The following is a 13,106-nucleotide window of genomic DNA, read 5'->3' as shown; positions in this document are numbered from 1 at the left end:
AGAAGCATTTTGTTCAACAATCACCTTTGCTCCTCTTGCTAATAATCTTTCATGCAAGTAGGTAAAACCACGTATTTTATTTCCGCATTCCTGGCGGCTTCAAAAGCTTCAGAACCATTTTTAAAAAAGCAGTTTCCGGGTTTGGCGAGGGCGATAAATTTATACCGATAAAAACAGTATCAGTTCTTTTTGGCCAAAGCTTGTTCTGCAAAACGCATCAAATCATCGGCTTTCATAAAACCCATTGTGCCCAAAACCGGCTTGGCGTTTTCATCAAAAATAATTAAAGTTGGATAAGCCTGAATTTTCCAAAGTTCGGCCAGTTGCGGGCCTTGTCCTTTTTCCATATCGATAGAAATATTCACAAAGTTTTTATTAAAAAAATCAGCTACTTTTTTATTGTTAAAAGTTTGCAATTTCAGCATTTTACACGGGCCGCACCAGGTGGCGTAGCAATCTACAAAAATGTATTTTTTTTGTGCCGAAGCTTTTTTTACCGCCGCATTCCAGTCGTTCTCCACGAAATCAATTTTATCAGCAGCAACTGATTTAGATATTGCAACTGATTGTTTTTCCGGAGCCGCTTTTAAATAAACAACCGAAAAAAACACCGGTAAAAGAAGCATCCATAAATATTGTTTTTTCATAATTTTTGATTTAAGCTGATTTACGCAAAAATAACTTTCAGGTTTTGCTCCGGTTTATTTTGAAGTAACAACGTGCAAAAACCGTTCTACAGTATATGTTGACAGTTGTCCGCCCGGGCCGTTTAAATTGTAATCGCAGCCATGCGTGGCCCAGGGCAAAGTAAGCAGGTAATTTTTTACGCCCAAACTATCCAGTTTTTGTTTTAAACGGACGCTATGCTGATAAGAAACCAGCACATCATTTTTGCCGTGGATCATCAGCGTTGGAACAGATTGTGCATTAACATGCAAAATGGGCGAACTGGCTTTGTACCGGTTTTTGGCTTGTTGATAGGTGGCGCCCAAATAAGCTTCCATCACTTTGTGCGAATCTAAAACCATTGGATTGGAAGGAACAAAATAACCGAAAACCATATCTGCCGGACCGTAAAAATCAACTACTCCTTTTATGCCATTATTTTTGAAAGTATAAGCCGCCAGCAAAGCCAGTTGCGCACCGGCAGACCTTCCCAACAAAACGAAGTTATTGGTATCGATTTGCAATTTTTCGGCGTTTGCTTTTAAATACGTTATCGCGTTTTGCACATCTTCCAATGCTTGTGTACTTTTATATTCGGGTGCCAAACGGTAATCAATAGAAGCAACCTGATAACCGCGCCGCGCCAGATAACTGTTCAGTCCGGGCAATTGTTTATCATCGCCGCCACTCCACGAGCCGCCGTGGACAACCACCACGCAAGGTTGCTTGGATGCTGTTTTTACGGCATAAAAATCAATCTGCAAACTTATTTCGGGATAAGTTTTGTAAGTGAAAGTTTGCGGGGAAACGGCTTTTCCTCCAATCCCCGAAAACATCGCCAAAAAAGAAAACGGCGTTTTAAGCGGATGATCGGGCAGATTGACAGTTTTTTTTCCAAAAACAGCTTCCAGGTTTTCCGGTAATTTTACAGCAACCAGATAAGCCCGAAAAACAGGTGATAAAAACAGTATCAAAGCAACAATTGCAGTGAGGTTTCCGGCTTTTTGATACTTGCTTTTGGTTTGGATCATCAGGAAAACGATGCAAATGCCGATAAAAATATACGGAAACCCGGTAACGATGACGGCCAAAATCCACAAATGATATTCGGGGGCGGGGAAAACCGCCAGCAGCGAAATCAGCAATAAAAGCAAAATCAGTAGGAAACGAAGCATCAGATTTTCCTTAACCGGATAATGTGCAAATGGTGCATCAGTTTCATCAGCGGATAAGTTGGGTCAACCTCAAACCAGCGTTTTGCAAAATTGGCGTCGTTTGGTTTTTTATGATGATTGTTCTGAAACAGTTCGCCCAGCATCAAAAAGTCCAACGGCAGCATGTTTTTACTGTGGTCATCATTGTCAAAATTAGAATAACCGTATTTATGGCCGCACCAGTTTACAATGGCACCATGCAGCGGGCCCATCAAAAAATGGATCGGCAGTAATAAAAAAAGCCACCAATGCGTGGCAAAAACTACATAAAAAGCAATGTAAAAACAGCCAAAAGCAATCCGGCTTATCCAGCTGTCGCCCATCCGGTCCACAAAATTCCAGGTTGGATAATCCCCGCGAAAAGCTGGTTCCGGTTCAACGCGGTGCTTTTGGTAATCTATATAAATGTTTTTGGTTTTCACCATCATCCCGATCACGTCTTTGGCAAAATGCGGCGAATGCGGATCTTTTTCGGTATCGCTGTACGTGTGGTGCATCCGGTGCAAAATGGCATAAGCGCGCGGGTTCAGGAAGGACGAGCCCTGGAAAACGTACGTCATCAGGTAAAAAGTTTTCTCCCAAAAAGGGTTTAATTTAAACATTTTATGTGATGCATACCGATGCAAAAAAAATGTTTGAAAAAACAGCGACAAAAACCAGTGGCAAAGAAAGAAAACAAGGATGATCATTTAAAAAGTATTGCTTTTGATACAATACGGCAAAATTACAGTTTGGATTTAAGAATGTTGGTTTATGCCGGATTTATTATAGTTTATAGAAATTATGCGAAAATTCATAATAAAGCCGATTTTACAGCTAATTTTTTATTGAGGATTAATGCAGGATTAAAATTTTTACACAAAAGCAATTTTTATCTTAATTAAATCATGAAAAACTTGTGTCTGGCAGCAATTTTAAATTTATGATTTAAATTTTTTGCCTATCATTCAACATTTCTAATTTAAAATCAATTGTCTTTTTACCACTTTTTACTTTTTAATTGAAGTTTTTTTGGAAATGATATTTTTCTTCCTGCTTCTGTTAAAATAACTTTATAGATTTATGTTAAAATGTGTTAAGAAATTTGTTATTCTGAAACTTAGTGTTACATTTACACTATCAAAAAACAATAAATATTTTTTGATAGTGTAAATTGCCTTCTCATAATTTAGGTTTATAATTGGTTAGTAAAAGCTCCTGCCCATCAGGAGCTTTGCTTTTTTATAAGGTTTTTTTCCAAATAAAAAATCCCGGATTGTATAAAAACCGGGATTGGATGCAGCATCAACTGCAACAATTATAAATAATTTAGTTACTTCTTCCTCTGAAAAGGGAAATCACCCAGATGATTACTGCAATTATAACTACAACGGCTATAATGCCTACGGCTGCACCGGCTTTAAAAATTCCGGCAATGGCAGAACAGCTGCTCAATACCATTACGGCCAAGACTAAAAGGGAAAGGTTTATTTTTTTCATGTGATTAAATTTTAAAAGCTAACAGGATGATTTATTGTTTGTTTGCCGAAAATAAACCTGATGGCATGATGCTTCTTTTATGAGGTAATTTTCAGGCCGAAAATCAGCGGTGCTTAGATCTTTTAGAAATTACCCAAATGATTAAACCGATGATTATAAAAACAGAATAAATGCCCATTTTAAAACCAGCCCTAAACACGCCGCCTACCACAATACAGCTTTGCAAAGTGCATATCAAAAGTATCAAACCTGGCAAAATCCGTTTTATCATTTTGTAAAATTATAGTTTTTAAGTTGATTATAAAGATTTCGATTTGAAACCGTATGTTTAGGTTAATATTTTTTGCCAATGCTGATCAATCAACCGTTGGAACAAAGAAATTCTCTCCTTAAAAAAAGCCGCCCTGATACTGATGCTGTTTTTACCGCATAAAAAAAGCTCCGGAAAATACTCCGAAGCCTTTTTTGTTTGTGCTCCTTGTGGTTTTTAATTAAGTGCCATGTAAGCGGGCTGGCCATAATTATAGTCCATGTCACCGGGTTTGGTGATCATTTGTTTTACCGCCACCAGATCGTAAATATAACGTCCGGTTTCATGGTTCAAATGCAGGCGGAAATAATTGTGCTTTTTTTGCCTTTTCATTTGCCTGGCCAGTTTGATAGACCCATTGTTGTAGGCCGCGGCAACCAACGTCCAGTTATGAAACTCGCCGTGCAGTTCTTTCAGGTAAATGCAGGCCGCAACGGTAGCTTTTCTCAGGTTAAGCCGTTCATCATGCTTTGAATTGACTTTTAAACCGTAGGTACGGGCCGTGCCGGGCATAAATTGCCACAAACCTTTTGCCCCTTTTGGCGAAACTCCTTGTTCCAGGCCGGATTCTACGATCGGGATGTATTTAAAATCATCCGGGATACCATATTTTTTCAGGATTGGCTCAATCACTTTAAATAATTTTGCCGCACGTTCATGCAGCAGATTGGTTTTCAACTGTTTAAAGTTGCGTTTTTTTAAAGAATGATTTAATTTACCGGCCACTTTCGGGTCATGAACCGGCACAGGTTCATTGGCGAAATTGAGGGCCGCAGCATCTGAAACGGCTACGTCTTTATCCTCTTTTGACTTCGGTTTTACGACTACTTTTTTTAGCGTTGTACTGTAGATAAACAACTTTGACATCACAAACAGCACCACGATTACGGAGCACGTAATTAAGTGTTTTTTGTACATTGTCTTTCTTTTGGTTTTAACTATAAATATTGATTAACGGCCGCAAAGATAAAGATATATTTCACATTGTCAAACAGTTACATTTATCCCTCAGAAAACCAGCATAAAAATAGCTGTGGATACAGCAGAAAAACAGGTGGTTTTTGGGTGGATAAACGCCTGTTTGAAAACCGATTAATGTTGCCGGTGAAGCTTGAAAAACGTAGCTTTGCTTGCCCGGACAAAAAAACGGTTGAACGCAAAAAATGGCTTACAAAAAACAAGGGAACAGTCGTGATGACAAATCCACCAAATCCGGAAGAACGGCAAGACCTTCTGGCGGTAAAAGTTTTTCTCACGGAAATGAAAACCCCGGAAACGAAGGTAGCTTCCGGAAAAAACCTTCTGCCTTTGGCGCACCCAAAAAAGCCTTTAGTGCCGCAAAAGAAGGTTCCGCAGAAAAACGGTACAGTAAACCATCCGCAGAAAATCCCCGTTTTAAAAGCCGCGACAACAGCAATGCTTCTTTTACAGGTAAAAATTTGGAAAACGGCAAACCGGCTTTCCGCAGAAGCAGCAGTGAAGGCAGGCCATTTCAGGAAAAAAGTCCGGCCAAATCATTTTCAGGAGAAAGAAAACCGTTTAAAAGCGACAATGGTGATGCTTTTAAAAGCAGGCCATCGTTCAACCCGCGTACCGACAAACCTTTTAAAAGCAGAAATAGCGAAGATTTTTCGGAAGGAAGATTTAAAGCAAAAGCCTATAAAAGCAGTAATTCTGATGGCCGCCCTTACGAAAAGGATTTTGGCGAAAAGCCCAAACGCTATGTTCGGGCAAGTGATCCGTCAACCGTAAAACCAACCATGCGCGCCCGCAACAAACCTGCGGACGCTGCAAAATCAACCAAAAACAATAGTGTCAGCAGCAGCAAAGACGGGCTGATCCGCCTAAACCGATATATTGCCAACGCCGGGATTTGTTCGCGCCGAAAGGCAGATGAACTGATCGAAGCCGGTGTGGTTTCGGTCAACGGCGAAGTGGTATCAGAATTGGGGGCGAAAATTGACCCGATGAAGGATGTGATCCGCTACAATGGTGAAACATTGAAGCGCGAAAAAATGGTTTATGTGCTTTTGAACAAACCTAAAGATTACATCACCACAACCGATGACCCGCAGGAACGCCGCACGGTAATGCACCTTGTGGAAAAAGCCAGCCGCGAGCGCATTTATCCAGTTGGCCGTTTGGACCGCAACACGACCGGGCTCTTGCTGATGACGAACGACGGCGAACTGGCCGATAAACTTTCGCACCCACGCAATAGTGTGACCAAAATTTACAATGTTGAACTGGACAAAAACTTGGTTCAAGGCGATTTAAACAAAATTGCTTTCGGTTTGGAACTGGAAGACGGTTTGATCAAACCTGATACCGTAACGTATGTTACCGGCGGCACCAAGCGCGAAGTTGGCATCCAGATCCACAGCGGAAAAAACCGGATTGTACGCCGGATTTTTGAACATTTGGGTTATGAAGTGGTAAAATTAGACCGTGTGATTTATGCCAACCTCACCAAAAAAGACCTTACCCGCGGCCGCTGGCGTTATCTGGAAGAAAAAGAAGTGATCCAGCTAAAACACCTGATGAAATAAAATACCGGCCGCCTGCACAGCAAGCGGCTTTTTTTGTACGTTTGATTTCAATTTGCTTATAAAATCAACATGAAAAAACTAATTGTTTTTATGGTTATTACTGCTTTTATGCCCTCAATTTTATGGGCACAAAAGCAGCATCCCAAAATGTACCATTTGCTTATCGGCACTTACACTAATGATGGCAGCAAAGGCATTTACGTGTATCGGTTTAACGGCAAAACCGGCAAAACAAAATTTGAGCAATCGGCCAAAACCAGCGATCCTTCTTTTTTAGCGGTTTCTGCGGATCAAAAATATGTTTATGCGGTTAACGAAAGCCATCATCCAAGCGGTGATAGTGTTACGGCTTTTAAGTTTAATGACCGCAACGGTAAACTAACTTACCTAAACCAATTGCCAACGTACGGCCAAGACCCCTGCTATGTAACTGTGGATCGAAAAAACAAAAACTTGTTTGTGGCCAATTACTCCAGCGGAAGTTTAACGGCATATTCTTTAAAGCCCAACGGAAGTTTGGGCGATACTTTGCAAACTATCCGTCATACCGGCGGAAGTGTGGATACCAGTCGGCAGAAAACAGCGCACGTACATGCCGTGATATTATCCCCGGACGAAAAATACCTGCTGGCCGATGATTTAGGAACAGACAAAGTTTACGAATACCGTTATCAGCCCAACCAAAAACAACCTTTAACGCCTGCCGCACAGCCAACCGTTTCTGTAAATGCCGGCAACGGTCCGCGGCATTTGGTGTTCAGTCGGGATGCCAAACATGCCTATTTGGTGCAGGAAATGGGCGCAAAAATCACCGTTTTTAATTATATCAACAACAAATTATCTGCTGCACAAACAGTTGAAATGGATAATGCTTCTTTTAAAGGCCAAAACGGAGCAGCGGACATTCATTTATCCCCCGATGGAAAATTCTTATACGCATCAAACCGCGGCGAGGCAAATGATCTGGTGGTTTTTAAAGTGAACAAAGCCTCCGGGAAACTAAGTTTTGTGCAGCGGCAATCCTGTTTGGGCAAAGGCCCGCGCAATTTTGCAATTGACCCGAGCGGTGATTTTCTGTTGGTGGCCAATCAAATTTCCAATGATATTTTTACTTTTAAAGTAAACAAAACCACCGGGAAATTAACCCAATTCGGTACAAAGTTAGAAGTAAGTCATCCGGTTTGTTTAAAATTTGTACCGATGAAGTAGCCACCAATTTTATACCGATAAAAACAGTATCGGGGAAATGGCCTGAGATTTTGGGAAATATTTTGCCCGAAACCCCGGCCATTTCAGCTTTAATGAAGCTAAAACCGGCATGGCCTGATTATGGACGATAGGCTGTAAAGCTAAAACCATTGAAAACCGAAACAATATTATCCGCAGAAACCAACCGGCAAAACTGCTTTTGGGAACTTGATTTATACACCGGAAAATTGTACTGGTCTGACGGGCTTGCTGCTTTGCTCGGCCTGAACAAACCTTACACACCAACTTTAGAGCAGTTGATCGCCTTCTATCAGCCCGAAAAAAACATCCGGCCGGATTTGCAGCGCGCCGTGCATCAGGGCATTCCATTTGAACTGGAGCTGCCTTCTGTTTTGCCTTCGGGGAAAGTGATTTTGGTTGGCACAATTGCTGCGCCGGTTTATGATGATTATGGTAAATGCATCGCCGTAAAAGGTGTTTTGTTGGATGCAAATGAAAATTCAACCTCAAAATCTGCCATGACCGTTTCTGAAAACGCAGACGAACTGCACATTATGCTGGAAAATTTTGCCAAAGTAATTTCGCATAACCTGCGCTCGCACACCAGCAATTTGCAAATGGTGCTGCAATCAATCAACCCAAAAACTTCCTCTAAAGAAATGCGCCATGTTTTGGGTGATATTAAGCTGATCAGCAGCAATTTGAACGAAACGGTAAGTTACCTCAATACGCTCACGCAAATTTAACATACTGTTTTTATCGACCTAAATTTATGCTGCCTTTAAAAACTGTTGCCCTGGTTGATGACGACCCGATTTACACCAACGCGTTTAAAAACCTGCTCGTTTCCTGGCAGATACCAAACCCGTTTATGTTTTTTGAAAACGGCCGGCACGCGCTTGATTTTATGCTGATAAAAGAAGCATCTGCCTGGCCGGATATTGTACTGCTGGATTTAAACATGCCTGTTATCAACGGCTGGCAGTTTTTAAGCCAGTTTGCAGCTATTCAGCCCAAAAAAAACAGCAGCATTTATCTGGTCAGTTCTTCTATTTGGGAAGAAGATCTGCTGCGAGCCCGGCAAAATCCGCTGGTAAAAGAGTTTATCAGCAAACCGATTTTCAAAACAAAACTATTGGAGATTTTGGCCTGAGCCTGAATTTACATAGGTAAAAACAGCATCAAACCGCATCATTGTTTTTTTGTGTAGTTTTGAAGTTGTTTATGATCAAAAGGCCAAAAATATTTTTTTTACCGATACTGCTGCTGGTTTGCTTCGCGATTAATTCGTGCAAAAAAAACGATCTGGTATCGATCAAAGATTTTTTAACACGGCAGCCCTGGAAACTGGCCTTAAAACAGCGTTTGGCGTACGTAAACAACGCGCTGGTAAAAACCGACACGCTGGAAAGCAACTGTAAATTAAGCCAAACGCTAAACTTTAACAACAACGGAAAATATACTTACCAAAACTACAGTTGCGCCAACGGAAGTTTAAATTCGGCATGGTCTTTTACACCGGATTATTTGTACCTGAACTTAAATTCGGTCATTTCTGTTACCACGGCAACTGCAAATAATCCTTCAAAACAAAACGTTGCCCGGATTATCAATTTAGGCCAGTATTCGCTGATTTTTGATGCCGGCGATATCAACACCATACACAAAATCACTGATTCGGTCATCGTGTTTCGTTATGGTTTTATCCATTGAAAATCAATTGGTTGATGTAAAATTATTTTAAATGTCTGCACCGCTGCCTGCTTCAAGCCCTAAAAAACGGATTGCCATTTTTGCTTCCGGTTCCGGTTCCAACGCGCAAAAAATCATGGAATATTTTAAGCGGAATGATCTGGCTGAAGTGAGCCTGGTTTTGACCAACAACCCAGATGCTTACGTTTTGCAGCGGGCCGATAACTTTGAAACGCCAACGCATATTTTTAACCGAAAAGCATTTTATCAAAGTGATGAAGTGGTAAAAATCCTGCAAAAACTAAACATTGATTTGGTTGTGCTGGCCGGTTTTTTATGGCTGGTCCCGCAAAATCTGCTTCAGGCTTTTCCTAATAAAATCATCAATATCCATCCGGCATTATTACCAAATTATGGCGGAAAAGGCATGTATGGCGATCATATCCACCGGGCGGTTCTGGCTGCGCGGGAAAAAGAATCCGGCATCAGCATCCATTTCGTAAACGCGCATTTTGATGAAGGCGAAATGATCCAGCAGTTTCGTTTCAAAATTGAGCCACAAGATCAACTGGAAAACATCCGTTTCAAAATCCAGCAGTTGGAGCATCAGCATTATCCAAAAGTTATTGAGCAGGTTTTGAGGAAATTAAAGTAGGTTGATACTGTTTTTATAAGGGTAAAAACAGTATCGAAACCTTTATCAACAGTTTACGGAAGAAGTTGTCTTAATGAATTATTAACGTTAACATAACGATAAGCACAGCCTTCAACACAAACTATTGGTCCTGCAGGGCTAAGTGTAAGTGAATTGTTTGCAATTGTGTAAGTAAAATCTTCGTAAGTTCCGTCGGGCTTATAAAAAGTTACGATCTTATTGTCTTTAATACTATAACTTTTGTAGATGGGATAACTGTTTCCGCCTAAATTTCCATCTTTATAAAACTGCACATCTAAATTACTTTTTGGATCGACTGGCATCCATTTATCAGTGTTACCGGAACCCGTGCCTACATAAGATTCAGCAAGTTTCCATTTTCCGATCAAAGCATTGTTACTACTTTCTTTTTTGCATGAACAAACGAAAACAATTAAGGCCATCAAACAATATTTAATCCTGCTTTTCATAAATCAGTTTTTAAAGTAGATACGAACGTTAAAAGTAAAACGCTGCGATTGACTAATTTCTAAAAGTAATAATTTTGGACAAAATTCCGCTACTTCTTTTATCCCTATAAAAACAGTATCCAAAATCATTATTTTTTTACCTTTGCGGCTTAATTTACACTATGTATGAGCCAGCCCGCTAAAATTAAAAATGCTTTAATTTCTGTTTATTATAAAGATAATTTAGAACCGATTATACAGGAATTGAAGCGGCTGGGCATTAACATTTATTCTACCGGCGGCACAGAAACTTTCATTAAAAACCTGGGTGTTGAAGTGATCCCGGTGGAAGATTTAACTTCTTATCCTTCTATTTTGGGTGGCCGCGTAAAAACATTGCACCCCAAAATATTTGGCGGTATTTTGAACCGGCGCGGAAATGAAGTCGACCAGCAGCAGCTAACGGAATATGAAATCCCAGAGATAGATCTGGTGATTGTGGATTTATATCCTTTTGAAGAAACGGTAAAATCCGGTGCTGCTGAGGCCGACATCATCGAAAAAATTGATATTGGAGGAATATCGCTGATCCGCGCAGCAGCAAAAAACTTTCAGGATGTGCTTCTTTTAGCATCTAAAAATGATTATCCCGAACTGAAAAATATCCTGAAAACACAAAACGGCGAAACAACTTTGGAACAGCGAAGGCATTTTGCGAAAAAAGGTTTCCATGTTTCCTCACATTACGACACTGCAATTTTTGATTATTTTAATCAGGAAGAACCCGAAGACATATTTAAACAAAGCATTGAACAGGCGCAAACGCTGCGTTATGGCGAAAACCCGCACCAAAAAGGTGTTTTTTATGGGGAATTGGATCACCTTTTTGACAAATTGGGCGGTAAAGAATTATCGTACAATAATTTGGTTGATGTAGATGCGGCCGTTGCTTTGATTGATGAGTTTGATGAAACGACAGTTGCCATTTTAAAACATACCAACGCCTGCGGAATTGCCAGTAAAAACAGCATTTTGCAATCCTGGACAGACGCGCTGGCCTGCGATGCGGTTTCGGCATTTGGCGGCGTAATTATTGCCAATGGAGAAATTGACGGGGCAACGGCAACGGAAATCAGCAAGCTTTTTTTTGAAGTTTTGATTGCGCCATCTTACAGTGAAGAAGCGGTCTCTATCTTAACTTCCAAAAAAAACCGCATTATTTTAAGGCGGAAACCAACAGAACTTCCTGTAAAACTGTTCAAAACGCTTTTAAACGGCGTGATCGAACAGGAGAAAGACAGCGTAATTGAAGGCCCGGCACAGATGCAAACCGTTACCCAAAAACAACCAACGGAGCAGGAACTGAAAGATTTGTTTTTCGCCAATAAAATTGTAAAGCACACCAAATCAAACACAATTGTACTGGCTAAAAACAGTATCTTGGTGGCCAGTGGTGTTGGCCAAACTTCCCGCGTGGATGCCTTGAAACAGGCTTTGGCAAAGGCCGAAAGTTTTGGTTTTGAGGTGCAAGGTTCTGTGATGGCTTCGGATGCGTTTTTCCCTTTTAATGATTGTGTGGAAATTGCTGCCGATGCCGGGATTACAGCCGTTGTGCAGCCGGGCGGTTCTATTAAAGATCAGGATTCGATCCAAATGGCCGACCAGAAAAACATTGTGATGGTTACCACCGGCGTGCGCCATTTTAAACATTGATACTCCGCGATAAATCTGTTCGGTTAATTCTTTTATAGAACAATTTTTCGTAAAATTTGCAGCTAATTCTGACATGAAACCAAATGGGTCTATTTAACTTTTTTACGCAGGAAATTGCCATTGATTTGGGCACTGCAAATACCCTGATTATACATAACGATAAAGTAGTGGTGGACGAACCTTCCATCGTTGCTTTTGACCGGACAACCAATAAAATTATAGCCATCGGGCGCCAGGCCATGCAAATGGAAGGCAAAACCCACGATAATATCCGCACCGTGCGCCCGCTGAAAGATGGTGTAATTGCTGATTTTAATGCTTCGGAACACATGATCCGCGGCATGATCAAGATGATCAATAAAGGTAAAGGCTGGTTTTTCCCTTCGCTGCGGATGGTGATTTGCATCCCTTCCGGCATTACTGAAGTAGAAAAACGCGCCGTTCGGGATTCTGCCGAAATTGCAGGTGCAAAAGAAGTATATCTGATTTACGAACCGATGGCGGCAGCTGTTGGAATCGGTATCGACGTGGAGGAACCGATGGGCAACATGATTATCGATATTGGCGGCGGCACAACCGAAATTGCAGTTATTGCCCTTTCGGGGATTGTTTGCGATCAATCCATCCGTGTGGCCGGTGATAATTTCGATTCGGACATTGTACAATATATCCGCCGCCAGCACAACATCATGATTGGTGACCGTACTGCGGAAAAAATCAAAATTGAAGTAGGTGCCGCTTTGCCCGAACTGGTTGACCCGCCGGCAGATTTCGCTGTTCAGGGCCGTGATCTGATGACGGGCGTTCCAAAACAAATTACCGTTTCTTATACCGAGATTGCCCATTGCCTGGATAAATCAATTTCAAAAATCGAAGAAGCAATTTTAAAAGCTTTAGAAATTACGCCGCCGGAACTTTCGGCAGATATTTATCAAACCGGCATTTATTTAACCGGCGGCGGCGCATTGCTACGCGGCTTGGATAAACGTGTAGCTGCCAAAACCAAACTGCCGGTTCATGTGGCAGAAGATCCATTGCGGGCCGTAGTGCGCGGCACCGGGACTGCCCTGAAAAACATTGGTACTTTTAAATTTTTAATGCAGTAAAAGAAGTATTGAGTTTTGCGTTTTAAGTAATAAGTTCCGGCTTACGTTCCACTTAAAACGTACA

At 41.1% G+C, this 13,106-nt stretch carries 16 protein-coding genes; 9 read left to right on the top strand and 7 right to left on the bottom strand.

Translation table 11 applies throughout. The features are described 5' to 3' along the window. Positions 1-179 precede the first annotated feature (179 nt). From ACOFKR_RS04885 to ACOFKR_RS04875, 3 genes are read right to left on the bottom strand one after another with little or no spacing between them, the layout of a single operon-like run. Positions 180-647 carry a thioredoxin family protein gene (locus ACOFKR_RS04885; RefSeq protein WP_419802898.1) on the bottom strand — a complete coding sequence of 156 codons (468 nt, stop codon included), beginning with the start codon at positions 645-647 and terminating at the stop codon, positions 180-182. A 54-nt stretch (positions 648-701) separates the two neighbouring features. Continuing rightward, complete coding sequence (locus tag ACOFKR_RS04880; protein ID WP_419802897.1) at positions 702-1,841, bottom strand: alpha/beta hydrolase fold domain-containing protein; 1,140 nt, start codon at positions 1,839-1,841, stop codon at positions 702-704. Continuing rightward, on the bottom strand, positions 1,841-2,569 hold the full coding sequence (locus ACOFKR_RS04875; protein WP_419802896.1) for an acyl-CoA desaturase: 729 nt from the start codon (positions 2,567-2,569) through the stop codon (positions 1,841-1,843). The genes ACOFKR_RS04880 and ACOFKR_RS04875 overlap by 1 nt, the downstream gene beginning before the upstream one ends. Here ACOFKR_RS04875 and ACOFKR_RS04870 point away from each other — a divergent pair. Continuing rightward, on the top strand, positions 2,516-2,764 hold the full coding sequence (locus tag ACOFKR_RS04870; RefSeq protein ID WP_419803660.1) for a hypothetical protein: 249 nt from the start codon (positions 2,516-2,518) through the stop codon (positions 2,762-2,764). The two genes, ACOFKR_RS04875 and ACOFKR_RS04870, sit on opposite strands and share 54 nt — an antisense overlap. 424 nt (positions 2,765-3,188) lie before the next feature. Here ACOFKR_RS04870 and ACOFKR_RS04865 read toward each other — a convergent pair whose 3' ends face one another. Continuing rightward, positions 3,189-3,359: a hypothetical protein gene (locus tag ACOFKR_RS04865; RefSeq protein WP_419802895.1), complete on the bottom strand. Its 171-nt coding sequence runs from the start codon at positions 3,357-3,359 to the stop codon at positions 3,189-3,191. A gap of 487 nt (positions 3,360-3,846) precedes the next feature. Further along, the gene (locus tag ACOFKR_RS04860; RefSeq protein ID WP_419802894.1) at positions 3,847-4,587 is read right to left on the bottom strand and encodes a lytic transglycosylase domain-containing protein; all 741 of its coding nucleotides are present in this window, start codon (positions 4,585-4,587) and stop codon (positions 3,847-3,849) included. Positions 4,588-4,832: 245 nt separating this feature from the next. Here ACOFKR_RS04860 and ACOFKR_RS04855 point away from each other — a divergent pair, with 245 nt between their 5' ends. Continuing rightward, a complete protein-coding gene (locus ACOFKR_RS04855; RefSeq protein ID WP_419802893.1) occupies positions 4,833-6,218 on the top strand; it encodes a pseudouridine synthase in 1,386 nt (461 codons plus the stop codon). Positions 6,219-6,287: 69 nt separating this feature from the next. Further along, on the top strand, positions 6,288-7,427 hold the full coding sequence (locus tag ACOFKR_RS04850; protein ID WP_419802892.1) for a lactonase family protein: 1,140 nt from the start codon (positions 6,288-6,290) through the stop codon (positions 7,425-7,427). A gap of 9 nt (positions 7,428-7,436) precedes the next feature. Here ACOFKR_RS04850 and ACOFKR_RS04845 read toward each other — a convergent pair whose 3' ends face one another. After that, entirely contained in the window at positions 7,437-7,577 is a 141-nt protein-coding gene (locus ACOFKR_RS04845) for a hypothetical protein (RefSeq protein ID WP_419802891.1), read from the bottom strand. Here ACOFKR_RS04845 and ACOFKR_RS04840 point away from each other — a divergent pair. From ACOFKR_RS04840 to purN, 4 genes are all read left to right on the top strand, one after another. Continuing rightward, complete coding sequence (locus ACOFKR_RS04840; RefSeq protein ID WP_419802890.1) at positions 7,577-8,173, top strand: hypothetical protein; 597 nt, start codon at positions 7,577-7,579, stop codon at positions 8,171-8,173. The genes ACOFKR_RS04845 and ACOFKR_RS04840 overlap by 1 nt on opposite strands. 26 nt (positions 8,174-8,199) lie before the next feature. After that, positions 8,200-8,580 (top strand): response regulator, encoded by a 381-nt coding sequence (locus ACOFKR_RS04835; RefSeq protein WP_419802889.1) that lies wholly within the window; start codon positions 8,200-8,202, stop codon positions 8,578-8,580. A 71-nt stretch (positions 8,581-8,651) separates the two neighbouring features. Continuing rightward, positions 8,652-9,140 carry a hypothetical protein gene (locus ACOFKR_RS04830; RefSeq protein ID WP_419802888.1) on the top strand — a complete coding sequence of 163 codons (489 nt, stop codon included), beginning with the start codon at positions 8,652-8,654 and terminating at the stop codon, positions 9,138-9,140. Between the two features lie 31 nt (positions 9,141-9,171). Beyond that, complete coding sequence (gene purN / locus ACOFKR_RS04825; protein WP_419802887.1) at positions 9,172-9,774, top strand: phosphoribosylglycinamide formyltransferase; 603 nt, start codon at positions 9,172-9,174, stop codon at positions 9,772-9,774. Between the two features lie 53 nt (positions 9,775-9,827). On the opposite strand, the gene ACOFKR_RS04820 is transcribed toward purN, so the two are convergent. After that, positions 9,828-10,244: a hypothetical protein gene (locus ACOFKR_RS04820; protein WP_419802886.1), complete on the bottom strand. Its 417-nt coding sequence runs from the start codon at positions 10,242-10,244 to the stop codon at positions 9,828-9,830. Positions 10,245-10,409: 165 nt separating this feature from the next. Here ACOFKR_RS04820 and purH point away from each other — a divergent pair, with 165 nt between their 5' ends. Further along, positions 10,410-11,936: a bifunctional phosphoribosylaminoimidazolecarboxamide formyltransferase/IMP cyclohydrolase gene (gene purH / locus ACOFKR_RS04815; RefSeq protein WP_419802885.1), complete on the top strand. Its 1,527-nt coding sequence runs from the start codon at positions 10,410-10,412 to the stop codon at positions 11,934-11,936. Between the two features lie 83 nt (positions 11,937-12,019). Continuing rightward, positions 12,020-13,042, top strand: a complete 1,023-nt coding sequence (locus ACOFKR_RS04810) for a rod shape-determining protein (protein WP_419802884.1) — start codon at positions 12,020-12,022, stop codon at positions 13,040-13,042. Positions 13,043-13,106 lie beyond the last annotated feature (64 nt).

The sequence above is a fragment of the Mucilaginibacter sp. genome (assembly GCF_965201005.1).
GTDB lineage: Bacteria > Bacteroidota > Bacteroidia > Sphingobacteriales > Sphingobacteriaceae > Mucilaginibacter_A.
The sequence above is the reverse complement of the archived record's forward strand: the minus strand, read 5'-3'. Positions and strand labels throughout refer to the sequence as shown.

Bases quoted from the DNA above. Each gene is read 5' to 3' on its own strand.
- ACOFKR_RS04865 (WP_419802895.1), bottom strand. From the start codon at position 3,359: ATGAAAAAAATAAACCTTTCCCTTTTAGTCTTGGCCGTAATGGTATTG.
- ACOFKR_RS04830 (WP_419802888.1), top strand. From the start codon at position 8,652: ATGATCAAAAGGCCAAAAATATTTTTTTTACCGATACTGCTGCTGGTT.
- purH (WP_419802885.1), top strand. From the start codon at position 10,410: ATGAGCCAGCCCGCTAAAATTAAAAATGCTTTAATTTCTGTTTATTAT.
- purN (WP_419802887.1), top strand. From the start codon at position 9,172: ATGTCTGCACCGCTGCCTGCTTCAAGCCCTAAAAAACGGATTGCCATT.
- ACOFKR_RS04880 (WP_419802897.1), bottom strand. From the start codon at position 1,841: ATGCTTCGTTTCCTACTGATTTTGCTTTTATTGCTGATTTCGCTGCTG.
- ACOFKR_RS04875 (WP_419802896.1), bottom strand. From the start codon at position 2,569: ATGATCATCCTTGTTTTCTTTCTTTGCCACTGGTTTTTGTCGCTGTTT.
- ACOFKR_RS04850 (WP_419802892.1), top strand. From the start codon at position 6,288: ATGAAAAAACTAATTGTTTTTATGGTTATTACTGCTTTTATGCCCTCA.
- ACOFKR_RS04845 (WP_419802891.1), bottom strand. From the start codon at position 7,577: ATGGTTTTAGCTTTACAGCCTATCGTCCATAATCAGGCCATGCCGGTT.
- ACOFKR_RS04860 (WP_419802894.1), bottom strand. From the start codon at position 4,587: ATGTACAAAAAACACTTAATTACGTGCTCCGTAATCGTGGTGCTGTTT.
- ACOFKR_RS04820 (WP_419802886.1), bottom strand. From the start codon at position 10,244: ATGAAAAGCAGGATTAAATATTGTTTGATGGCCTTAATTGTTTTCGTT.
- ACOFKR_RS04855 (WP_419802893.1), top strand. From the start codon at position 4,833: ATGGCTTACAAAAAACAAGGGAACAGTCGTGATGACAAATCCACCAAA.
- ACOFKR_RS04810 (WP_419802884.1), top strand. From the start codon at position 12,020: ATGGGTCTATTTAACTTTTTTACGCAGGAAATTGCCATTGATTTGGGC.
- ACOFKR_RS04885 (WP_419802898.1), bottom strand. From the start codon at position 647: ATGAAAAAACAATATTTATGGATGCTTCTTTTACCGGTGTTTTTTTCG.
- ACOFKR_RS04835 (WP_419802889.1), top strand. From the start codon at position 8,200: ATGCTGCCTTTAAAAACTGTTGCCCTGGTTGATGACGACCCGATTTAC.